We start from the raw sequence: 21,883 nt of genomic DNA on the forward strand, positions 1-21,883 counted from the left end.
GGACGCTTCCTTCGAGCCGCCTTCCAGCGGGCCCTCTGGGCGCTTCGTTCTTTCGTGTTTCCAGCTTATCAGATGTTTTCCGCTCCGTTTTCCGGGGCTTCTTCATCCAACTCGCTGGTGTCTTCCGGGGTTTGACGCCCCGTCCGACGTTTCAAACTCTAGCCGATCCCCGCTCCGAAAAGCGAATCCGGCCGCAATCCGATAAAACGAGCACGCCGAATAAGGCCCAAGCCGCGACCCGAAAAAGCGAAGACGCGACCCAGCCCGAACTGGGAAGTGGTGTTTCGAAGGATTGGCCGCCCCGGGACCGTCCGCGCCGATGCGTGTCCGGTGCTCCCTGCCGAGCGACTAGAGAACAGTACGGCTTTCCGGCGCCAGGGGCAAATCGGTTCCGGAGACGGTCCGGGTGCAGAGCGGGCGGCCGGCCTTCACGTACTCGCCGTTGGGATGGTCGTTGCCCGTGACCCAGTGGCGGGCGGTGGCCTCGTCGCGGCCGCCGTCGCGGTGGCGGCGCAGCAGGCGGTCCTCGCGGACGGTGTCGTCGGCGTGGACGTACCAGAGTTCTCGCAGCAGGCGGCGGGCGTCCGGCCAGGGGGTGTCGGTGGAGGCGAGGTAGTTGCCTTCGGTGACGACGAGGCGGGTCTGCGGGTGGACGACGTGGCGGGCGGCGACCGGTTCGTCGAGGGTGCGGTCGAAGTCGGGGACGTAGATGTCCTGGAAGCGGTCGGCGGCGATGCGCTGCAGCAGGGCGAGGTAGCCGTGGGCGTCGAAGGTGGCGGGGGCGCCCTTGCGGTGGGTGAGGCCGAGGCGGTCGAGCTGGGCGGCGGAGAGGTGGAAGCCGTCGAGCGGGACGTAGGCGGCGGTGCCGGGGCCTTCGGCGCGGTTGATCTCGGTGACCAGGTGGCGGGCGAGGGTGGACTTGCCGGCGCCGGGCGGGCCGGCAAGTCCGAGGATCGTGCGGGCGGTGCTGCCCGGGCCGCGGAGGAGTCCGAGGGCGAGGGCGGTCGGGGTGGCCTCGTTCATGGCCGCACCCTAGGCCCTCTCTTACGCGCGGAGGGCCGGGACCTCGAAGGTGAGCGTTCCGGCGTCGGCGTCGAGCACGGCGGGGACGCCGAGCGGGACGGTGAGGCTGGACGGGCAGTGGCCGAAGCCCAGTTCCCAGAGGACAGGTATGCCGAGTGGTCCGAGGCGGTCGAGCATCACCGCGCGGACGCGTTCGGGTCGTCCGCAGCCCTCCCAGGAGCCGAGGGCGATACCGGCGAGGCCGTCCAGGGCGCCGGAGCGCAGGAACTGGGTGAGCAGGCGGTCGAGCTGGTACGGGTGCTCGTTGACGTCCTCGAGGAGGAGGATGGCGCCGGCGTACGAGGGCCGGGCGGCTGGGGTCCCGCGTTCGGCGGCGAGGACGTGGACGCAGCCGCCGGCGGTGACGCCGTGGGCCCGGCCGCCGACGAGCGGGGTGGCGGTGGGCGAGGTGAGGACGGTGGTGGCGGCCGGGTCGAAGAGGGTGCGGCGCAGGTGCTCGGCGGTGGGGCCGTCGTTGACGAAGGAGCCGGCGGCGGCCATGGGCCCGTACAGGGTGGCGAGGCCGAGGCGGCGGGCGAAGGCTTCGTGGAGGGAGGAGACGTCGCTGAAGCCGATGAACGCCTTCGGGGCGGCGGTGGCCATGGCCGTCCAGTCGAGCAGGTCGACCATGCGGTGGACGCCGTAGCCGCCGCGGGCGCAGATGACGGCGTCGACGTCGGGGTCGAGCCAGGCGGACTGGAGGTCGGCGGCGCGGTGGGCGTCGGTGCCGGCGAGGTAGCCGAGGTCGGGGTGGGTGTCGAGGACGTGCGGGGCGACGGTGACGCGCAGGCCCCAGGAGCGCAGGACGGCGCAGCCCGCGGTGAGGCGCTCGGGGTCGATCGGGCCGCTGGGGGCGACGACGACGATGTGGTCGCCGGGGCGCAGGTGCGGCGGCCGGGTCAGCCCCTGGCCGGGTGTGGTCGGGTGCTGGTCCATGGGGCCGGTCCGCCTTTCGGGAGGGAACGCACGGGCGTACGAGGGAGCGCGCAGAGGGAGGTGCGCAGGTGTGCGGGCGGCCTCGGAGGGACCGAGGCCGCCCGGTGACGATATGCCCAGGTCCGGTCGGGGCGATGTGCGGCGGTGGCGGCGGCGGGTTGAGACCTCTTCAGATCACGGCCCCCATCACCTCCCGCACCTCGGCGAGGGTGGCCTCGGCGACGGCCCCGGCCCGCTGGGCGCCGTCGCGCAGGACCTGCCGGAGGTGGGTGCGGTCGGCGGCGAGTTCGGCGCGGCGGGTGCGCAGCGGGCGCAGGTGCTCGTTGACGGCCTCGGTGGTGGTGCGCTTGAGCGCGGCGGCGCCGCCGTCGCCGAGTTCCTCGGCCACGGTCTCGGGGTCGCGTTCCTGGCAGAGCGCGGTGAGCAGGACGAGGCTGGAGACCTCGGGTCGGGTGGCGGGGTCGTAGGTGATGCGGCGGTCGGCGTCGGTCTTCGCGCCGCGGATCAGGCGGGCGGTCTCGTCCTCGGTGGCGCCGAGGGAGATGGCGTTGCCCCGGCTCTTGCTCATCTTGCCGCCGTCCGTGCCGAGCAGCATGGGGGCTTCGGAGAGCAGGGGTTGCGGGGCGGGGAAGACGCCGGTGCCGTCGGCGTGGGGGTAGCGCTCGTTGAAGCGGCGGGCGACGGTGCGGGCGACTTCGAGGTGGGGCACCTGGTCCTGGCCGACGGGGACGAGGGTGGCCTTGCAGGAGAGCAGGTCGGCGGCCTGGTGGACGGGGTAGGTGAACATCAGTCCGCTGACGCCCGACTGGCGGGAGTGGGCGATCTCGTCCTTGACGGTGGGGTTGCGGCTGAGTTCGGCGACGCTGACCAGGCTGAGGAAGGGCAGCATCAGCTGGTTGAGGGCGGGGACCGCGCTGTGGGCGAAGATCGTGGTGCGCTCGGGGTCGAGGCCCGCCGCGAGGTAGTCGAGGACGAGGTTCTCGGTGTGTTCGGCGAGCCGGTCGGCGACGTCCCGGTCGGTGATCACCTGGTAGTCGGCGACCAGGACGAACATCTCGACGCCCTGGTTCTGGAGGCGGACCCGGTTCTGCAGGGTGCCGAAGTAGTGCCCGAGGTGGAGCGGCCCGGTGGGGCGGTCCCCGGTGAGGACGCGCTCGGTCGGGGTGGGGGCGGGGGTGGTGGTCATCGGGTTTCTCCTCGTACGGGTGGCTGCGTCGGTGCGCGGCCGTCCGGGGCGAGGGGCCCGTCCTGCGGTGGAAACGCGACAGGGCCGTCCATCCCGGACGGCCCTGGTCAGGCGAGTGGGGTGGCCGTCCTAGGACGGCCACCAGCACAGGTCTGCGAAGCGCTTCATGCGGTCGAGGGTACCGGCCGTCAGTCCTCGACGACCAGGGCGGGGGTGTCCTGGCGCAGCGTCTCGCCGCGGAAGAACTCCGGCCGGACCAGGCCGTACCCGGTCATCAGCGCGGCGCCGAGCAGCAGGATGCCGACGCCGATGACGAACACCGAGCCGATGCCGAGGAGGGAGCCGCTGCCGTAGTCGGGCGACCAGGCGTCGGTGAGGGTCTGGAGGAAGACGGCGCTCAGCAGCAGGCCGCCGGTGAGCGGGGCGAGGCCCTTGAGGAGGAGGTCGCGCGGGCTGGTGCGCAGGGTGCGGCGGAAGTACCAGGCGCAGGCGAAGGCGGTCAGCGCGTAGTAGAAGCAGATCATCAGGCCGAGCGCCAGGATGGTGTCCTGGACGACGTTCTCGCTGATCAGGCTCATCCCGACGTAGAAGACGGCGGTCGCGACGCCGGCCGCCACGGTGGCGTGGCCGGGAGTGCGGAAGCGCTGGTGGACGGCGCCGAAGCGCGGCGGCACGGCGCGGTAGGCGCTCATCGCGAGCAGGGTGCGGGCCACCGGGATGAAGGTGGTCTGCAGGCTGGCGGCGGCGCTGGCGACCACGGCGAGGAAGAGCAGGATGCTCCACGGCGAGCCGAGCACCGGGCGGGCGAGCGCGGCGAAGACGTTGTCGGCGGTGGCCGGGTTGCCCAGGCCCGTACCGGTGGTGCCGACGCCCGCGAACATCTGGGAGGCGATCGCGACCAGCAGGTAGGAGCCGACCAGGGTGACCATGGAGATCAGCGCGGCGCGGCCGGGGGTCCTGGCGCTGCCGAGGGTCTCCTCGTTCATGGTGAGGCAGGTATCCCAGCCCCAGTACATGAAGATCGACAGCGAGAGGCCGGCGGTGAAGGCGCTGAACGAGCCGACCTCGAACGGGTTGAGCCAGGAAAGGGAGAAGCCGACCGAGTCCGGCAGGCCCCCGGAGAGCGCCTTGCCGACGGCGACGCCGGAGAACAGCAGCAGCACGGCCAGTTGGAGGCCGACCAGGCCGTACTGGAACCACTTCGTGGCCGTCATCCCCCGGTAGCTCATGGCGGTGGCGCCGGCGATCAGCAGGACGACGGTGAGCAGGTGGACGGCCTTGTTCCGGTCGAGCTCGGTGACCCAGCCGCTGCCGGTCATCTCACCGAGCATCAGGTAGAGGAAGTCCGTCGCCACTCCGGCCAGGTTGGACAGCACGATGATGGTCGCGACGGTGAGCCCCCAGCCGGCCATCCAGCCGACCCGCGGACCGAACGCCCGCACCGCCCAGGTGAAGGAGGTCCCGCAGTCCGGGAAGTCCTTGTTCAGCTCCTTGTAGGCGAACGCCACGAGCAGCATGGGCAGGAATCCCGCCAGGAAGACGGCGGGCATCTGCAGCCCGACCGCGGTGACGGTCGGCCCGAGCGTCGCGGTCAGGCAGTAGACCGGGGCGACCGTCGAGACGCCCAGCACCACGCTGCCCAGCAGGCCCACCGAGTCGCCCCGCAGGCCCTTGTCCCCCGCTCCCCCAGCCGTCCCCGCGTCGGGGACTCCACCACTGGCACCACTGACCGGGGCACCCTGCGGAGCGGCGGGCGCCGTTGCCCGGCCGCTGCTTGCGTGCTCTGAGAGCTGCTGATCGACCACCAACGCACTCTAAGTGCGTGGACTGAAGGTTGAATAGACCAACTCTTGGTGATTTTTTGCACTTGGGGAAGGTTTGTCATTGCCTGCTGTTGGCCTCCCCTTGGGGAAGGGCAGGGGTGACGGGCCCCGGGGGAGGCGGGACCGTCGCGCCCGGCAGTCGGGCCGACACGTGCCGTAGGGGCGGGGCAGGAGTCGGGCAAGAGTCGGGTAAGCGGCCGGGTTCGAGGCTTGGCCCTGGTGGCGCGGTGCGGGAGGATCGTCGGACCGTTCCGTGAAGGGCCCGCCGATGACCTCGTTCCGTTCCACGACCGACCCGTCCCTACCCGGCGCTCCGGGTGCCGGAAGCGCCTCCGCGCCTCAACCCCCGCCGCCCCCCTCCTCTTCTGCTTCACAAGCCGCACGCTGTTCGATCGCGACGACCGCCGACGGGGTGACCCGGTACGACTCCGTGCCGCAGCCGCGCGGTCCGCGCGACTCGGAGGCGGTGCCCGGCTCCGACGACGGCTCACATCCGTCCGGCGGCGCCCCGGTTGAGCCCGTCCGCTTCGGACAGGCGGCCTCGGAGGCCGAGCGCGCGGCGCGGGTGCCCTCGCCGCGACCGGGGGGCGAACAGCCCCGCGGATTCGTCCCGCTGCGGCCCTCGCCCTCGCGGCGGCTGCGGCGGATGCACCCGCCGACGACACCGACCGGGCAGGGGGCGGCCGAACGGGAGACGGCCGTGTCCGACCCGAACGGGTCGACCGGCTTCCCCGGTCAGGGCGAGGTGACCGCTCGGGTGCGCCCGGCCGCGGACGCCTTCCCCGTGACGGCCTCCATGGCCGAGGCGCCGCCCGGGCCCGCCGTACCGCAGCTGGGCGTCCTGATCGGCGGCGGACCCGGTCCGGCCGAGGCCGTGGGGCGACCGGAGGAGCGGGCGCCGATCCGGGTGGCGGCACGGCCGCTGCGGATCGGGCGCGGCACCAGCCTCGTCGTCCTGCCCTCCTGGCGGCCGGCGATCGCCGTGTCGGTGCCGACCGACCACCTGATGTCCGCCACCGGGCTCGGCCCGGAGCAGCTGGCGGGCGCCCGGCTGACGGTGCTGATGAACCCGGCCGCGCTGCACGACCGGGAGCTGGAACTGCACGGCTGGGAGTGCGTTCCGGCCGTACGGGGGCGGCGGGGCGGACGGCCCTGACGACCGCCCGGCTCGTACGGGCCGGGGTTCGGCGCTTGGTTCAGCGCTTGGTTTCGCGCCTGGTTCAGTGCTTGGTTCAGCTCTTGGTCGCGCGCCTGGTTCAGCGCTTGGTTCAGCGCTTGTTCGGGATGTAGCCGAGGTCGACGGGCGCCGGTGCGCGCCCGTCGACGGCCCATCCGGTGCGGACGGGCTCCAGCAGTTCCGGCAGCCGGGGCGGCCAGAGCGCGTCCGCGTTCCCGTCGGCGAGGTCGGCCGCCGTCCACCAGCGCCAGTCGAGGATGCGGTCGGTGGCGTGCACCGCGCTGACGTCGCCGACCGGGCCCCGGTGCGGGCCGGTGGCGAGGTAGATGTGCTCGTGCTGGCGCACGGGCGTGCCGTGCCAGGTGAAGTCGTGCTCCCAGGTGCAGAGCAGCGGGCCGGGTTCGAGGTCCGTCCAGCCGGTCTCCTCCCAGAGCTCGCGCCGGGCGCCCTCCCACGGGGTCTCCCCCGCCTCCAGGCCGCCGCCCGGCATCGTCCAGTGGACACCCACCTCGCGGTTGTCCGAGCGGAAGAGGAAGACCGAGCCGCTCGCGTCCAGCACCACCGTGCGGGCGGCCTGCCGGGAGACGCGTCGGCGTGGACGCAGCAGATTTCGCATCGGGCCACTGTGGCACCGGGGGCCGGGGTGGTCGAGTGAATTCGTGTGCGGCGGCGGCCGCTTGCGCGCGCACGGCGTCAGGACCGGCCCGGAGCCGTACCCTGACCGCCATGCCTTCTCCTGCGATCCTCTTCCCGGCCGATCCGCTCAACCCGCGTCGGCCCGACCCGCACTTCGCCTGGGAGGCCCGGCTGCTGCGTGACCTGGGCGGGGTGCACCATCTGGTCGACCACGACGCGCTGCTCACCGGGGACGCCGCCGACGCCGAGGAGGCCGTCCGGCGGGTGCCGGAGGGCACCGGCCCGCTCTGGTACCGGGGTTGGATGCTGCCCTCCGCCCGTTACGCGGGCTTCGCCGCCGCGCTCGCCGCCCGTGGCTGCCATCTGCTGACCAGCCCGGCGGGGTACCGGACGGCCCATGAACTGCCCGGCTGGTACGGGGTGTTCGAGGGGGCGACGCCGCCGAGTGCGTGGATTCCGTACGGGGACGGGGCGGCTCCCGGGACTCAGGAGCTGGCGGCGGCGGTGGCGCGGCTCGGCGGGAGCGGGCCGGCGATCGTCAAGGACTACGTGAAGTCGCGCAAGCACGAGTGGCACGAGGCTTGCTACGTCCCGGAGTTGGCGGACCTGGCGGCAGTCGGCCGGGTGGTGGGGCGGTTCGTCGAACTGCAGGGCGAGTTCCTGGCCGGCGGGGTGGTGCTGCGGCGGTTCGAGGAGTTCGAGCGGGCGGGGGCGGTGGCGGTGGCGGTGGTCGCCAACGGCTCGGGCGGCGGCGCTTCGGGCGGCCGTGGTTCAGACGGTAGCGGCTCGGGCGGTAGCGGTTCGGGCGGTAGCGGTTCGGGCGGTGGGAGAGCCGTGGAGGCGCGGGTGTGGTGGCTGGACGGGCGGCCCATCCTGGTCGGCCCGCACCCGGACACGCCGCACCAGGTCGTCGATCCGCAACTCGCGGGCGTCTCCTCGCTGGTGCGCACGCTCGGCTGCCGGTTCGTCACCACCGACCTGGCCCGTCTGGCGGACGGCTCCGGCTGGCGGGTGGTCGAGGTCGGGGACGGGCAGGTGAGCGACCTGCCGCGCGGGGTCGACGCCTCCGGGCTGCTGACCTCGCTGATCGCCGCCTGAGGCGGCCGGAGGATGCCTGCAACGCCCGACGGCCGACCGGGACGCGATCCCGGTCGGCCGTCGGAGATTGCCGCTACCCGACCGGCTCGGGCTCCGGGTGGCCCTCCGCGATGAACGCCTGCCAGAGCTTGGCGTACGCCCCGCCCCGGGTGAGCAGTTCGGTGTGGGTGCCGTCCTCGACCACCCGGCCGTGGTCCAGCACGACCACCCGGTCGGCGCGCTCGGCGGTGGTCAGGCGGTGGGCGATGACCAGGGTGGTGCGCCCGCCGCTGAGCCGGTCGGCGGCGCGGTTGACCGCCGCCTCGGTGGCCAGGTCGAGCGCCGCGGTGGCCTCGTCGAGCAGCAGGACGTCCGGGTCGACCAGTTCGGCCCGGGCCAGGGCGATCAGCTGGCGCTGACCCGCCGAGAGGTTCCGCCCACGGCCCGCGACCTCGTGGTCGTAGCCGTCCGACAACCGGACGATCATGTCGTGCGCGCCGACCGCCCGGGCCGCCGCCTCCACCTCGGCGGGAGTGGCGGAGGGCCGCCCGTACGCGATCGCCTCGCGGACGGTGCCCGCGAACAGGTACGCCTCCTGCGGCACCACGCCGAGGCGGTGGCGGTACTGGGCGAGGTCGTAGCGGGTGAGGTCGACGCCGTCGACCCGCACGGTGCCGGCCGTCGCGTCGTAGAACCGGGCGACGAGCTTGACCAGCGTCGACTTGCCCGCGCCGGTCTCGCCGACCAGCGCCACCGTCTGACCGGCCGGGACGTGCAGGTTCACGTCCGTCAGCACGTCCGGGGCGCCGTCCGCGCCGCCGTTGTAGGCGAAGCCGACGCCCTCGAAGGTGATCTCGCCGCGCAGCCGCCCGGTGACCGGCACCGGCTCGGCCGCCTCGGCGGTGGTGGTCGGGGTGCGCAGCAGTTCCCTGATCCGGCCGAGGCCGACCGACGCCTGCTGGTAGCCGTCGAACACCTGGGAGAGCTGGTTGACGGGGGCGAAGAACAGGTCGATGTACAGCAGGTACGCGACCAGCGCGCCGACCGTCAGCGTCCCGTCGTCCACCCGGGCCGCGCCCACGATCAGCACCAGGGCGGCGGCCACGCTGGAGAGGAACTGCACGAACGGGAAGTAGAGGGAGATGTAGAGCTGCGCGCGGACGCGGGCGTCGCGGTAGGCGATGCCGCGGGCCACGAAGCGGTCGGTGTTGGTGTCCAGGCGGCGGAACGCCTGGACGATCCGCATGCCGGCCACGTTCTCCTGCAGGTCGGCGTTGACCGTGCTGATCAGGTCGCGCGAGAGTTCGTACTGCGCCTTGGACTTGCGGCGGAACACCAGCGTGGCGATCACCAGCAACGGCAGCACCGCGAAGACCACCAGGGCCAGGCCCGCGTCGATGATCAGCAGGGCGGCGAAGATGCCGGCGAAGGTCAGCAGGCTGACGACGAAGGTGACCAGGCCCGTCTGGAGGAAGGAGGTCAGCGAGTCCAGGTCGGTGGTCATCCGGGTCATGATCCGGCCGGTCAGCTCGCGCTCGTAGTAGTCCAGTCCGAGGCGGTTGAGGTGGGCGAAGATCTTGAGCCGGAGCGTGTAGAGCACGCGTTCGCCGGTGCGGCCGCTGACCCGGTTCTCGGCGCCCTGCACCACCCAGTCCACCAGGACGACGGCGAGCGCGATGAGGGAGGCCACCACGACGCCGGACATCAGGGTCTTGCTGACGCCCTCGTCGATACCGCTGCGGATCAGCACCGGGAGGACCAGGGCGGCGGCCGCGTCCAGGGCGACGAGGAGGAAGGCCAGGGCCAGCGGGGCGCGGAAGGGGCGCAGCAGGCGGCGGAGGGTGAAGTCGGCGTCTCCGGCCTCGGCCTGGGCGCGCGGGACCTCGGGGGCGTCGGCGGCGGGCGGGAGGGCGGCGACCTTGGCCAGCAGCTCGGCGTCGGCGGTGCGGGCGGCCTTGGTGAGGGCGGGGGTGGGGAGCTGCGGGGGGTTCTGGGTGGCCTTCGCAGGGGTGTTCTCGGCGGGCTGCTCGGTCTGCTCGGCCTGTCCGGTCTGTTCGGCTTGTCCGGTCTGTTCGGTCAGGCCGAGGGCCGTCGCGGGGTCCTGTGCCGGGGTGCGGCCGGCTTCGGGGTCGGTGATCAGGGCACGGTACTGGGGACATCGGGCCTGGAGTTCCTCGTGCGTGCCGAGGTCCAGCAGTCGGCCGTGGTCCAGGACGGCGATGCGGTCGGCGAGCTGGAGGGTCGAGCGGCGGTGGGCGATCAGCAGGGTGGTGCGGCCGGCCATCACCGAGCGCAGGGCGTCGTGGATCTCCGCCTCGATCTGCGGGTCGACGGCCGAGGTGGCGTCGTCCAGCAGCAGGATGCGCGGGTCGGTGAGGATCGCGCGGGCCAGGGCGATGCGCTGGCGCTGGCCTCCGGAGAGGGTCAGGCCCTGTTCGCCGACCTTGGTGTCGTAGCCGTCCGGCAGTGCGCGGATGAACTCGTCGGCCTGGGCGGCGCGGGCGGCGGCGAGGATCTGCTCCTCGGTGGCGTCCGGGCGGCCGTACGCGATGTTGGTGCTCACCGACTCGGAGAAGAGGAAGCTCTCCTCGGGGACGATGCCGACCGCCGCGCGGACGGAGTCCAGGGTGAGGTCGCGCAGGTCGTGGCCGTAGAGCCGGACGGTGCCGGCCGCCGGGTCGTAGAAGCGGGGCACCAGGTGGGCCACCGTCGACTTGCCGGAGCCGGAGGCGCCGACCAGGGCGAGGGTCTCGCCGGGGGCCAGGGTGAGGTCGAGGCCGTGCAGGACGGGGTCGGGGTGCTCGGGGTCGTAGCGGAACTCGACCTGGTCGAACTCCAGGGCGACGCCGGGGGTACGGGGGCCGACGCCGGTGCGGTCACCGTCGGTGTTCGCGGAGGTGGTGAGGTCGAGGGTCAGCGCGTCGGGGCGTTCCTGGACCAGCGGGCGCTCGTCGATCAGCTCCAGGACGCGCTCGACGCCCGCCCGGGCCTGCTGGCCGACGGTGATGACCATCGTCAGCATCCGCACCGGGCCGGTCATCGCCGCGACGTAGGTGGAGAAGGCGACGAAGGTGCCGAGCGAGACCTGGCCGTCCACGGCCAGCCAGCCGCCGAAGAACAGCACCGCGACCTGGGCCAGGGCGGGTATCGCCTGCATCGCGGGGTTGTAGCGGGCGTTGAGCCGGATTGAGCGGAGCCGCGCGGCGAAGAGGTGGCGGGACGCCTCCTCCAACTTGTCCAGCTCCTGCGCCTCCTGGCCGAAGCCCTTCACCACGCGGACGCCGCCGATCGCGCCGTCCACCACGCCCGCGACGGCGGCCGCCTCCTGCTGGGCGGCCCAGGTCGCGGGGAAGAGGCGCTTGCGGCTGAGGACGGAGACCCACCAGAGCGCGGGGCCCATCACCAGGGCGACCAGGGTCAGCGGCGGGGAGAGCCAGAGCATGACGGCCAGCGACATGACGAACATCAGCAGGTAGCCGGTCATCATCGGCACCATCGACAGCAGGCCGTTGATCAGCTGGAGGTCCGAGGTGGCCCGGCCGACGACCTGGCCGGTGTCCAGGCGGTCCTGGCGGTGGCCGTCCAGCCGGCCTATCGACCGGAACAGGTCGGCGCGCATGTCGTGCTGGACGTCCAGGGCGAGCTGGCCGCCGTAGTAGCGGCGTACCTGGGTGCAGCCGAAGACCACGGCGGCCGCGAGCAGCAGCACCACCGCCCAGGGGGCCAGGGGGCGGGAGTGGCTGGTGATGACGTCGTCGATGATCAGCTTGGTGACCAGCGGCACCAGCGAGGTGACGGCCATGCCGAGCAGCGAGGCGCCGAAGGCCAGCAGCAGGCTGCGGCGCGACCGCCAGCTGTAGCCGATCAGGCGGCGCAGCCAGCCGGACGCCTGCGGGGCGTCGGGAGCCTGCGGGGCGTCGGCGGTCTGCGGGGCGTCGGCGGGCGCCGCTTCAGCGGTCTCGCCCGGGGTCGGGGGGCCGCTCGGGGCTTGCTGGGGTTGCTCCACCGTAGATCCGTGAGTCTCGGGCATATTTAGGGATGCTAACCATTTCGTCGAGTGGCCGCCATGACGTTTTCGGCCCTGGCGGTGTGGCCAACAGCCTGCGGCCTGCCGTGATTCCCGTTCGAATCCCGGTTCGACCGGCCCGTCCGCCACACTCCCTCCAGCCTCGCCGAGGGTCCGCCGCGCCGCCCAGCGACCAGGGGCGGGCGGGGAACCGCCTTTGGACCTAGGCCGTGCGCCCTGCCCTGCCCTGTCCTGCCCTGTCCTGCCCTGCCCTGCCCTGCCCTGCCCTGCCCTGCCCTGCCGAGGGTGGGGGTACGGGCTCGGGCGGGCGGATGCTCAGGACCCGGCGATCGCTTCCGCTTCGGGGGTCGAGCCGGCGGCGGGGTCGGTGGCCGAGCCGGCGGCGGCGGCGAAGGCGCCGAGGGCGAGGGTGCGCAGCAGGGCGGCCATGCCGTCGCGCTGGAGGCCGGAGCGCTCGCCGTGGCCCGGGTTCGAGCCGAGGCTGTGCGGGGTGGAGTTGATCAGGCCGAAGACGGCGTGGACGGTCGCCCGGGCCACCGGTTCGGCGGCGGGGGCGGCCAGCGACGGGTACGCCTGGCGGACCACGTCCACCCACAGCTCCAGGTAGCCGCGCTGGAGCCGGCGGACGGTGCGGCGGTCCTCGTCCTTGAGGTTCAGCAGCTCGCGGTCGTGGAGGGTGATCAGGTCGCGGTCGTCGAGGGCGAACTCGACGTGCCCGCCGATGAGCGCGTCCAGGGCCGCCGCCGGACCGTCCCCGCCGGCCGCCCGGCGGCGCCCCTCCTCGAGCAGGCGCTCGCTGATGCCGACCAGGAGGTCGGCGAGCATCGCGTCCTTGCCGGCGAAGTGGCGGTAGAGCCCGGGGCCGCTGATGCCGACCGCCTTGCCGATCTCGTCCACGCCCACGCCCAGGAACCCCCGGGCCGCGAACAGTCGCGCGGCCTCACGGCGGATCTGGTCACGGCGCGGGAGCGAGGAGGCTGCTGGGACGTTCGGCATCCGACCATCGTAGACAGTGGGGTTATCGGCCGTTAACCTGGGCGCGTAAGTTAACGTTCATTAACGTAGGGATCACGGGCGGACCGCAACCCGGCCGCTCACCTGGTGCCGAGGGCAAGGGAGCTCTTGGGAATGGTCATCTCCACCGCAGGCGCACCTACCGGCCTCCAGTTCGGCCCGACGACCGGGACCACCGCGGCGCCGGGATCCCCGGCCCCGGGTGCCGCCGCCCCGGCACCCGGGCTCGGCACCTCCGCCGACCCGGGCTCCGCCGCCTTCCAGGCCAACGCCGAGGCGCACCGCGCGCTGGTCGCCGAGCTGCGGGCGAAGCTCGACGCGGCGGCCCTCGGCGGCGGCGCCAAGGCCCGCGCCCGGCACACGGCGCGCGGCAAGCTCCTCCCCCGCGACCGGGTGGACACCCTGCTCGACCCGGCCTCGCCCTTCCTGGAGCTGGCTCCGCTGGCCGCCGACGGCATGTACGACGGCGCGGCGCCCGCGGCCGGGGTGATCGCCGGCATCGGCCGGGTCGCCGGGCGCGAGGTGGTGGTGGTCGCCAACGACGCCACCGTCAAGGGCGGCACCTACTACCCGATGACGGTGAAGAAGCACCTGCGCGCCCAGGAGGTCGCGCTGGAGAACCGCCTCCCCTGCGTCTACCTGGTGGACTCCGGCGGCGCCTTCCTCCCCATGCAGGACGAGGTGTTCCCCGACCGCGACCACTTCGGCCGGATCTTCTACAACCAGGCCCGGCTCTCCGCCGCGGGCATCCCGCAGATCGCCGCCGTGCTCGGCTCCTGCACGGCCGGCGGCGCGTACGTCCCGGCGATGAGCGACCAGGCGGTGATCGTCCGCAACCAGGGCACGATCTTCCTGGGCGGGCCGCCGCTGGTGAAGGCCGCCACCGGCGAGGTGGTCACCGCCGAGGAGCTGGGCGGTGGCGAGCTGCACTCCCGCACCTCCGGCGTGACGGACCACCTGGCCGAGGACGACGCCCACGCCCTGTCCATCGTGCGCACCATCGTGGCCGGGCTCGGCCCGCGCGCGGCCCGGCCTTGGCCCCTCGCCCCGGCCGAGCCCCCGGCGGTGGACCCGGCCGGCCTGTACGGGGCCGTCCCGGTCGACCCGCGCACGCCCTACGACGTGCGCGAGGTCATCGCCCGGCTGGTCGACGGCAGCCGGTTCGCCGAGTTCAAGGCCGAGTACGGCGCGACCCTGGTCACCGGCTTCGCCCGGATCCACGGCCACCCGGTCGGCATCGTCGCCAACAACGGGGTGCTGTTCTCCGAGTCCGCCGTCAAGGGCGCCCACTTCATCGAGTTGTGCGACCAGCGCGGCATCCCCCTCCTCTTTCTGCAGAACATCACCGGGTTCATGGTCGGCCGGCAGTACGAGGCGGGCGGCATCGCCAAGCACGGCGCCAAGATGGTCAACGCCGTCGCCTGCACCCGTGTCCCGAAGCTGACGGTGGTGATCGGCGGCTCGTACGGAGCCGGCAACTACTCGATGTGCGGCCGGGCCTACTCACCTCGCTTCCTGTGGATGTGGCCGGGAGCCAAGATCTCCGTGATGGGCGGCGAGCAGGCGGCCTCCGTCCTCGCCACCGTCCGCCGCGACCAGTTGGAGGGGCGCGGCGAGCAGTGGCCGGCCGAGGCGGAGGAGGAGTTCAAGCGCCCCGTCCGCGAGCAGTACGAGCGCCAGGGCAACGCCTACTACGCGACCGCCCGCCTCTGGGACGACGGCGTGATCGACCCGATGGACACCCGCACCGCGGTCGGCCTCGCCCTCACCGCCTGCGCCAACGCCCCGCTGGCGCCGCCGGCTCCGTACGGCGTCTTCCGGATGTGAGGCCCCGGGCGCCGGCGACCGCGTTCGCCGGCGCCCCGGCACCTCCCCCCTCAGCCACGTCCCATCACCCACCTCCTTCGTACGGCCCCCTCGACCCGGAGGAACGCCTCCCATGTTCGACACAGTTCTGGTCGCCAACCGCGGCGAGATCGCCCTGCGGGTCATCCGCACCCTGCGGCGGCTCGGAGTCCGCTCGGTCGCCGTGTTCAGCGACGCGGACGCCGACGCCCCGCACGTGCGCGAGGCGGACGTCGCGGTCCGGCTCGGCCCGGCCGACCGCAGCGACAGCTCGGCGGCCGAGACCTACCTGCGGACCGACCAGATCCTCGCCGCCGCCCGCCGCACCGGCGCCCAGGCCGTCCACCCCGGCTACGGCTTCCTCGCCGAGAACCCCGGCTTCGCCCGCGCCTGCGCCGACGCGGGCCTCGTCTTCATCGGACCACCTCCCGGTGCCGTCGAGTTGATGGGTGACAAGATCAACGCCAAGGAGGCCGTCCGGGCCGCCGGCGTCCCGGTGGTGCCCGGCAGCCAGGCCACCGCGCCCACCGACGAGCAACTCGTCGCCGCCGCCGACGAGATCGGCTACCCCGTCCTCCTCAAGCCCTCCGCCGGCGGAGGCGGCAAGGGCATGCGCCTGGTGCGGGACCGCGCCGACCTGCCCACCGAGATCGCCGCCGCCCGCCGCGTCGCCCGCACCGCCTTCGGCGACGACACGTTGCTCCTGGAGCGCTGGGTGGACCGCCCGCGCCACATCGAGGTGCAGGTGCTCGCCGACGCCCACGGCACCACCGTCCACCTCGGCGAGCGCGAATGCAGCCTCCAGCGCCGCCATCAGAAACTGATCGAAGAGGCTCCCTCCGTTCTCCTCAATGCCGAGACCCGCGCCGCGATGGGCGCCGCGGCCGTCCGCGCCGCGGAGTCCTGCGGCTACACCGGGGCCGGCACCGTGGAGTTCATCGTCCCCGGCATCGACCCGGACTCCCCCGCCTCCACCTCCGCCTCCGAGGAGGGGGTGCGGGACTTCTTCTTCATGGAGATGAACACCCGCCTCCAGGTGGAACACCCCGTCACCGAACTCGCCGTCGCCATCGGCCCCGACTCGGCCCGGCTGGACCTCGTCGAGTGGCAGCTGCGCATCGCCGCCGGCGAACCGCTCACCTTCGACCAGTCAGACGTCTCCTTCCTGGGCCACGCCATCGAGGCCCGCATCTGTGCCGAGGACCCGGAACGGGACTTCCTGCCCACCGGCGGCCGCATCCTCACCCTGGACGAGCCCCGGGGCGAGGGCATCCGCGTCGACTCCGGCGTCGCCCCCGGAACCGTCGTCACCAGCGCCTACGACCCCATGCTCGCCAAGGTCATCGCGTACGGGCCCGACCGCCCGACCGCGCTGCGCCGCCTCCGCGCCGCGCTGGCCGACACCCGCCTCCCGGGCGTCACGACCAACACGGGCTTCCTGCGCCGACTGCTCGCCCACCCCGACGTCGTCGCCGGCCGACTGGACACCGGCCTGGTGGAACAGACGGCCCGGCAGCAGCCGGACCTGCTCGCCTCGCCGTACTCCCCGGCGAACGCGGCGGGCACGACGCAGGCGACGCACACCACGGACGCGCCTGACGCGACCGACGCCACGAGCACGACGGACCCCGCGAACTCCGCACAGCCGGCTCCCGCCGCCACGACCGAACCGCCGTCACCCGCCCACCTCCTCTACTACGCGGCCGCGCTGGCACGGCACCTCGACCTGACCCCGGCCGCCGACCCCGGCGGCTGGACCGACCCCTTCTCCCTTCCCTCCGGCTGGCGCCTGGGCGGCACCCCCGCCTGGACCACCCACCGCCTCCGGGCCCCCGGCCAGGACCCGGTCGCCGTGGGCGTCCGTTCGATCACTGTCGGCAAGCTAGCTCATGCCACTGACAATCCGGCCAGCCCGGCCACTGAGGTGGAGCTCCGCCTCGACGCCGGCCCCGTCCACCGCGCCCGAGCGGCCCGCGACGGCGACCGGCTGCACCTGACCGTCGACGGCCTGCAGACCACCTTCGCGCTGGCCGTCGACACCGACCCCGGCCTCGCCGCCGGCCCCGTGACCTGGATCTCCGTCGACGGGGACGCCTGGCCGCTGCACCCCTTCGACCCCGTCGGCGAGGGCGCCGCCTCCGCCGCCGCCCACCACGGCGCCCTCACCGCCCCGATGCCCGGCACCGTCACCGTCGTCAAGACCACCGCGGGCGAGGCCGTCCGCAAGGGGCAGCCCCTGCTCGTGCTGGAGGCCATGAAGATGGAACACGTGATCGCCGCGCCGCACGACGGCGTGGTCTCCGAACTGCGCGCCACCGCCGGTGCAACCGTCGCGATGGAGGACCTGCTGGTCGTGGTCACCCCGGCCGAGGACGCCCCCGAGGCCGCGGAGGTGCGGTCGTGACCGCCGGGGCCCGCGAGCCGGACGCCCTCGACCTGGGCCTGCCGGACCCCGTCCGCGCCCCCGGCCTGCCGGAGGAGGTCCGCATCCACGAGGTGGGGCCGCGCGACGGACTGCAGAACGAGAAGTCCCTGGTGCCGGTCGAGGTCAAGGCGGAGTTCATCGCCCGGCTCGCGGCCGTCGGGCTGCGCACCGTCGAGGCCACCAGCTTCGTCCACCCGAAGTGGGTGCCCCAGCTGGCCGACGCCGAGGAGCTGGTCCCGAAGCTGGCCGGGCTGCCGGAGCGCCACCCCGGGCTGCGGCTGCCGGTGCTGGTGCCCAACGAGCGCGGGCTCGACCGGGCGCTCGCCCATCACACCGCGGACATCGCGGTGTTCGCCAGCGCCACCGAGACCTTCGCCCGGCGCAACCTCAACCGCTCGGCGGACGAGGCCATGGAGATGTTCCGCCCGGTCGTCGCCCGGGCCACCGAGGCCGGGGTGGCCGTGCGCGGCTACCTCTCGATGTGCTTCGGCGACCCGTGGGAGGGCCCCGTCCCGGTCGACCAGGTGGTCCGCTACGGCGTGCGGCTGCTGGAGCTGGGCTGCGCGGAGCTGAGCCTCGGCGACACCATCGGCGTGGCCACGCCCGGCCAGGTCACCGCCCTGCTCGCGGGCTTCGCCCGGGCCGGCGTGCCGGTCGAGCGGCTCGCCGTGCACTTCCACGACACCTACGGCCAGGCGCTCAGCAACACCCTGGCGGCGCTGCGCGAGGGCGTCACCACGGTGGACGCCTCGGCCGGGGGCCTGGGCGGCTGCCCGTACGCGAAGAGCGCGACCGGCAACCTGGCCACCGAGGACCTGGTCTGGATGCTGCACGGGCTCGGCATCCGCACCGGAGTCGACCTGCGCGCGCTGGTCGCGACCAGCGGCTGGATGGCCGAGCGCCTCGGCCGCCCGAGCCCGTCCCGCACCGTCCAGGCCCTGCTCGGCGCGGCCCGGGGCTGACCACCGGCCCGACCGCCCGGCCCAAATCCACCGCTCAACTCCCCCGCCCAACCCTCAGATCAGACCGTGCGACCGTCACACCGTCAGACGGACGGCGGTCTTCCCACCCAAGCCCACGGCCCGACCGGCCGGGCACCAGGAGGATCAGATGCTCGACCACCGGCTCAGCAGCGAGTACGAGGAACTGCGGCGCACCGTCGCCGAGTTCGCCCAGGACGTGGTGGCGCCCAAGATCGGGGAGTTCTACGAGCGGGAGGAGTTCCCGTACGAGATCGTCCAGGAGATGGGGCGCATGGGCCTGTTCGGCCTGCCCTTCTCGGAGGAGTACGGCGGCATGGGCGGCGACTACTTCGCGCTCGGCCTGGCGCTGGAGGAACTCGCCCGTGTGGACTCCTCGGTGGCGATCACCCTCGAGGCCGCCGTCTCCCTCGGCGCGATGCCGATCCACCGCTTCGGCACCGAGGAGCAGAAGCGCGAGTGGCTGCCCCGGCTCACCTCGGGCGAACTCCTGGGCGCCTTCGGCCTGACCGAGCCCGAGGGCGGCTCCGACGCCGGCGCCACCCGCACCACGGCGCGGTACGACGAGGCCACCGACGAGTGGGTCATCAACGGCACCAAGTGCTTCATCACCAACTCCGGCACGGACATCACCGGACTGGTCACCGTCACCGCGCTCACCGAACCGATCGCTCGTTCGAGTGAAGAGGGCGAATTCCGCTCGCCTGTGCGGGAGATCTCCTCCATCATCGTGCCCAGCGGGACCCCTGGCTTCACGGTCTCGAAGAAGTACTCCAAGGTCGGGTGGAACGCCTCCGACACCCGCGAACTGTCCTTTGTCGACTGCCGCGTCCCCGCGGCCAACCTGCTGGGCGAGCGTGGCCGTGGCTACGCCCAGTTCCTGCGCATCCTCGACGAGGGGCGCATCGCGATCGCGGCCCTGGCCACCGGCCTGGCCCAGGGATGCGTGGACGAGTCCGTCAAGTACGCCGGCACGCGGCGGGCCTTCGGCCGCCCGATCGGTGCCAACCAGGCCATCCAGTTCAAGCTCGCCGACATGGAGCTGCGCGCCCACATGTCCCGCCTGGCCTGGCGGGACGCCGCTTCCCGGCTGCTGCACAGCGAACCGTTCAAGAAGGAGGCCGCGATCGCGAAGCTGTACTCGTCCGAGGCCGCCGTCGACAACGCCCGCGAGGCGACCCAGATCCACGGCGGGTACGGCTTCATGAACGAGTTCCCGGTCGCCCGGTTCTGGCGCGACTGCAAGATCCTGGAGATCGGGGAGGGTACGTCCGAGGTGCAGCGCATGCTCATCGCCCGGGAGTTGGGCATCAAGTACTGAGGACCCGAACGGCAACCATGATCTGACCGACGGTCAGGGGATCACGATCACCGGGCGGTTGGCCCGCCGCGCCAGCCGCCCGGAGACCGATCCGAAGAGCTTGCCGAGCAGGCCGTGGGTCGTGCCGACGACGATCGCGTCGGCGGCGTACTCACGGCCAACCTCCTCGATCTCGTGGCAGATGTCCCCTCCGCGCTCCACCAGGATCCAGGGCACCCCGGCGAGGAAGTCCGCACAGGCGAGCTCCAGACCCAGGACCTCGGTCCGGTGGTCGGGGAGGTCCACGAAGACAGGAGGTTCACAGCCGGCCCACACCGTGGCGGGCAGGCGATTGGCGACGTGCACGATCACCAGGCCGCACTGCGAACGACGCGCCATGCCGACCGCGTAGGCGAGGGCGCGCTCGCTCGACAGCGAGCCGTCGAAACCGACCACCACACCGTGCTGGAACATCGGGTCGGGTACGGCCGTCGATGGCTCCTCCACCGAGTCCGTCGAGCGCTCCGCCTCCGGGCGCTCGGCTCCCGGGCCCAGGCGGCCGCCCGTCACCGGGGGCTCCACAGGGCTTGCCGGGTGCTCGCCACGCCGCTGGCGGGGGCCGGGGCGGTCACGGCGGGCCAGGCTGCGCAACGCGCGGACCAGCGCCGAGACTCCGGCCTGCGCGCGGCCCGCTTCGGCTCCGCCGTCGCCTCCGCTCGCCCCGGTCGCTGCGGACACGCTGCGGGGCGCTTCCGGCTCGACCGGTCGGGAGGGCTCAATACCAGCCATGGCTCACGGCTCTTCGATGGAGAGGGGCCGACAGGAGAGGACAACGCTGCCCGGGCAACAGGCCCACCCACGGGATGACGTCGGTCCGCACCGCGCAGCACCGTATGTGACCTGTTCCTTTCAGAGTACGACGGGCGCCGGGCCCGGCCCAGCGGCCGAGCCCCGAAGCGAGGTTGTTCCCGCGAAAGGGGGATGTAACCGCCCTGCCGGTGCGCCCTGCCCGCAGGCGATCGCGCCCCCTCCGGAAAGGAGGTTCCCTGGAGCTTGACGGAGCGAGCGGAGAGGCGCAACAGGCCCACGGGACACCGTGACCGGACTGTCATGGATCGGCGACGATCCGTTGCGACCGGTCGCGAACCGTGACGTCACACGCGCCCCACCCACCCCGGGCGCACCGGCGCGCCCCCGGCCTCCCGGTCGGCCTCCCGACCGGCCTCCCGACCGGTCTCCCGACCGGTCTCCCGACCGGCGCGGACCCGTTCCAGCCACTCCGTACGCCTTCGGGACGCACTCTGGCATTTGCCAGATGCATAGGCGCGGGCGCTGGCACCATGCTCGGCATGCCCCTGCTGCTGTTCGACCTCGACAACACGCTGCTCCCCCGGGACGCCGCATACCGGGCGTGGGCGCAGGACTTCCTGTCCGAACACCGCCTCCCGCCGGGCGACCTCGACTGGTTCGTCACCCTCGACGGCGGCGGCTACGTGCCGCGCAGCACCGTACTGTCCGCCGTCAGGCGCCGCTACGGTCTGGACGCCTCCGTCGATTTCCTGCACGCGCACTTCCGACGTGGCATCAACGCCCATATCCACTGTCCGCCCCGGAATCTGGAGGCGCTGCGGACGGCGCGGGCGGCTGGCTGGACCTTGGGGATCGTCAGCAACGGCGGCACCCGGGCGCAGTTGGAGAAGATCCGGCGGACCGGGCTGGGGCCGATGGTCGACGGCTGGGTCATCTCCGAGGAGGCCGACTGCGTCAAGCCGGACCCTCTGATCTTCGAGATAGCCGCCCAGCGGTGCGGTGTCGCGCCCACGGGGGACTGGGCCGCGCACACGTGGATGGTCGGGGACCACGCGCCCGCCGACATCGCCGGTGCCGAACTGACCGGGCTGCGCAGCGTCTGGCTGCACCACGGGCGGCCCTGGTCGGAGGTCGGCTACCGGCCGACGCTGAAGGCGGCCGGTCTGCCGGAGGCCGTCGGCCAGGTGCTCTCCGCACGGTCCGCACCCTCACCGCGTCCGGGCGTCCGGGCCGGCGGGCCGGTGCGGCGGCGGGCCGTCGCCGCACCGGTACGGGCGGCGGCGCTCGTCGGCGCGCGGACCGGCGCGCGTTCGAAGGCGGCCGCCCCGAGCGGTCCGGATGCGCCCGTTGCCGTGGCCGCCGGAGCGGCCGGCGCCCCCACCCCGGAAGCGGGGCCGGGTGTCCGAAACCGCTCCGGCGGGTTTGCCCTGCTCGTTGACGGCACCCAACGGACAGCCGTGGCAGCCGTGGCGGCTGCGGCAACCGTGGCGGCCGGATCACCGGGTGCCGCAGCGGCGACGGGAGCGATGGAGGCCGCGGCGCAGTAGCACGCAGCACCACCGGGGCGGGCGTCCGTCAGCCATCG

15 protein-coding genes are annotated in these 21,883 nt (G+C 73.3%); 7 read left to right on the forward strand and 8 right to left on the reverse strand.

What is annotated here, in order from left to right:
• Positions 1-348: 348 nt before the first annotated feature.
• From ACIBCA_RS27690 to ACIBCA_RS27705, 4 genes are all read right to left on the reverse strand, one after another.
• Positions 349-1,023 (reverse strand): nucleoside/nucleotide kinase family protein, encoded by a 675-nt coding sequence (locus tag ACIBCA_RS27690; RefSeq protein WP_396285732.1) that lies wholly within the window; start codon positions 1,021-1,023, stop codon positions 349-351.
• 21 nt (positions 1,024-1,044) lie between these two features.
• Positions 1,045-1,998 carry an LD-carboxypeptidase gene (locus ACIBCA_RS27695; protein WP_396285733.1) on the reverse strand — a complete coding sequence of 318 codons (954 nt, stop codon included), beginning with the start codon at positions 1,996-1,998 and terminating at the stop codon, positions 1,045-1,047.
• A 169-nt stretch (positions 1,999-2,167) separates the two neighbouring features.
• A complete protein-coding gene (gene trpS / locus ACIBCA_RS27700; RefSeq protein ID WP_396285734.1) occupies positions 2,168-3,184 on the reverse strand; it encodes a tryptophan--tRNA ligase in 1,017 nt (338 codons plus the stop codon).
• Between the two features lie 188 nt (positions 3,185-3,372).
• Positions 3,373-4,851 carry an APC family permease gene (locus ACIBCA_RS27705; RefSeq protein ID WP_396285937.1) on the reverse strand — a complete coding sequence of 493 codons (1,479 nt, stop codon included), beginning with the start codon at positions 4,849-4,851 and terminating at the stop codon, positions 3,373-3,375.
• A gap of 568 nt (positions 4,852-5,419) precedes the next feature.
• Here ACIBCA_RS27705 and ACIBCA_RS27710 point away from each other — a divergent pair.
• The gene (locus tag ACIBCA_RS27710) at positions 5,420-6,163 is read left to right on the forward strand and encodes a hypothetical protein (RefSeq protein WP_396285735.1); all 744 of its coding nucleotides are present in this window, start codon (positions 5,420-5,422) and stop codon (positions 6,161-6,163) included.
• 112 nt (positions 6,164-6,275) lie between these two features.
• Here the strand turns inward: ACIBCA_RS27710 and ACIBCA_RS27715 are convergent, their stop codons facing one another.
• The gene (locus ACIBCA_RS27715; RefSeq protein ID WP_396285736.1) at positions 6,276-6,800 is read right to left on the reverse strand and encodes an NUDIX hydrolase; all 525 of its coding nucleotides are present in this window, start codon (positions 6,798-6,800) and stop codon (positions 6,276-6,278) included.
• Positions 6,801-6,910: 110 nt separating this feature from the next.
• Between ACIBCA_RS27715 and ACIBCA_RS27720 the strand changes: the two genes are divergently transcribed.
• The gene (locus ACIBCA_RS27720) at positions 6,911-7,918 is read left to right on the forward strand and encodes an ATP-grasp domain-containing protein (RefSeq protein WP_396285737.1); all 1,008 of its coding nucleotides are present in this window, start codon (positions 6,911-6,913) and stop codon (positions 7,916-7,918) included.
• 73 nt (positions 7,919-7,991) lie between these two features.
• Here the strand turns inward: ACIBCA_RS27720 and ACIBCA_RS27725 are convergent, their stop codons facing one another.
• A complete protein-coding gene (locus ACIBCA_RS27725; protein WP_396285938.1) occupies positions 7,992-11,774 on the reverse strand; it encodes an ABC transporter ATP-binding protein in 3,783 nt (1,260 codons plus the stop codon).
• 465 nt (positions 11,775-12,239) lie between these two features.
• A complete protein-coding gene (locus tag ACIBCA_RS27730) occupies positions 12,240-12,920 on the reverse strand; it encodes a TetR/AcrR family transcriptional regulator (RefSeq protein ID WP_396285738.1) in 681 nt (226 codons plus the stop codon).
• A gap of 132 nt (positions 12,921-13,052) precedes the next feature.
• Here ACIBCA_RS27730 and ACIBCA_RS27735 point away from each other — a divergent pair, with 132 nt between their 5' ends.
• The 4 genes from ACIBCA_RS27735 to ACIBCA_RS27750 all read left to right on the forward strand — a co-directional run bounded on the left by ACIBCA_RS27735 (position 13,053) and on the right by ACIBCA_RS27750 (position 19,509).
• Entirely contained in the window at positions 13,053-14,765 is a 1,713-nt protein-coding gene (locus ACIBCA_RS27735) for a carboxyl transferase domain-containing protein (protein WP_396285739.1), read from the forward strand.
• A 112-nt stretch (positions 14,766-14,877) separates the two neighbouring features.
• Entirely contained in the window at positions 14,878-17,187 is a 2,310-nt protein-coding gene (locus ACIBCA_RS27740; RefSeq protein WP_396285740.1) for an acetyl/propionyl/methylcrotonyl-CoA carboxylase subunit alpha, read from the forward strand.
• Positions 17,184-18,170: a hydroxymethylglutaryl-CoA lyase gene (locus ACIBCA_RS27745; RefSeq protein ID WP_396285741.1), complete on the forward strand. Its 987-nt coding sequence runs from the start codon at positions 17,184-17,186 to the stop codon at positions 18,168-18,170. Before ACIBCA_RS27740 ends, ACIBCA_RS27745 begins: the two co-directional genes overlap by 4 nt.
• 148 nt (positions 18,171-18,318) lie before the next feature.
• Positions 18,319-19,509 (forward strand): acyl-CoA dehydrogenase family protein, encoded by a 1,191-nt coding sequence (locus tag ACIBCA_RS27750; RefSeq protein ID WP_396285742.1) that lies wholly within the window; start codon positions 18,319-18,321, stop codon positions 19,507-19,509.
• Between the two features lie 33 nt (positions 19,510-19,542).
• Here ACIBCA_RS27750 and ACIBCA_RS27755 read toward each other — a convergent pair whose 3' ends face one another.
• Positions 19,543-19,995, reverse strand: a complete 453-nt coding sequence (locus tag ACIBCA_RS27755; RefSeq protein WP_396285939.1) for a universal stress protein — start codon at positions 19,993-19,995, stop codon at positions 19,543-19,545.
• An 842-nt stretch (positions 19,996-20,837) separates the two neighbouring features.
• Here ACIBCA_RS27755 and ACIBCA_RS27760 point away from each other — a divergent pair.
• Positions 20,838-21,845 carry an HAD family hydrolase gene (locus ACIBCA_RS27760; RefSeq protein WP_396285743.1) on the forward strand — a complete coding sequence of 336 codons (1,008 nt, stop codon included), beginning with the start codon at positions 20,838-20,840 and terminating at the stop codon, positions 21,843-21,845.
• Positions 21,846-21,883 lie beyond the last annotated feature (38 nt).

The organism is Kitasatospora sp. NPDC051170 (assembly GCF_044455705.1).
Classification (GTDB): domain Bacteria; phylum Actinomycetota; class Actinomycetes; order Streptomycetales; family Streptomycetaceae; genus Kitasatospora.

What these genes read in the sequence shown, in the direction of transcription:
- ACIBCA_RS27690 (WP_396285732.1), bottom strand. Translation starts at nt 1,023, where the DNA reads ATGAACGAGGCCACCCCGACCGCCCTCGCCCTCGGACTCCTCCGCGGC.
- ACIBCA_RS27695 (WP_396285733.1), bottom strand. Translation starts at nt 1,998, where the DNA reads ATGGACCAGCACCCGACCACACCCGGCCAGGGGCTGACCCGGCCGCCG.
- trpS (WP_396285734.1), bottom strand. Translation starts at nt 3,184, where the DNA reads ATGACCACCACCCCCGCCCCCACCCCGACCGAGCGCGTCCTCACCGGG.
- ACIBCA_RS27715 (WP_396285736.1), bottom strand. Translation starts at nt 6,800, where the DNA reads ATGCGAAATCTGCTGCGTCCACGCCGACGCGTCTCCCGGCAGGCCGCC.
- ACIBCA_RS27720 (WP_396285737.1), top strand. Translation starts at nt 6,911, where the DNA reads ATGCCTTCTCCTGCGATCCTCTTCCCGGCCGATCCGCTCAACCCGCGT.
- ACIBCA_RS27730 (WP_396285738.1), bottom strand. Translation starts at nt 12,920, where the DNA reads ATGCCGAACGTCCCAGCAGCCTCCTCGCTCCCGCGCCGTGACCAGATC.
- ACIBCA_RS27735 (WP_396285739.1), top strand. Translation starts at nt 13,053, where the DNA reads ATGGTCATCTCCACCGCAGGCGCACCTACCGGCCTCCAGTTCGGCCCG.
- ACIBCA_RS27740 (WP_396285740.1), top strand. Translation starts at nt 14,878, where the DNA reads ATGTTCGACACAGTTCTGGTCGCCAACCGCGGCGAGATCGCCCTGCGG.
- ACIBCA_RS27750 (WP_396285742.1), top strand. Translation starts at nt 18,319, where the DNA reads ATGCTCGACCACCGGCTCAGCAGCGAGTACGAGGAACTGCGGCGCACC.
- ACIBCA_RS27760 (WP_396285743.1), top strand. Translation starts at nt 20,838, where the DNA reads ATGCCCCTGCTGCTGTTCGACCTCGACAACACGCTGCTCCCCCGGGAC.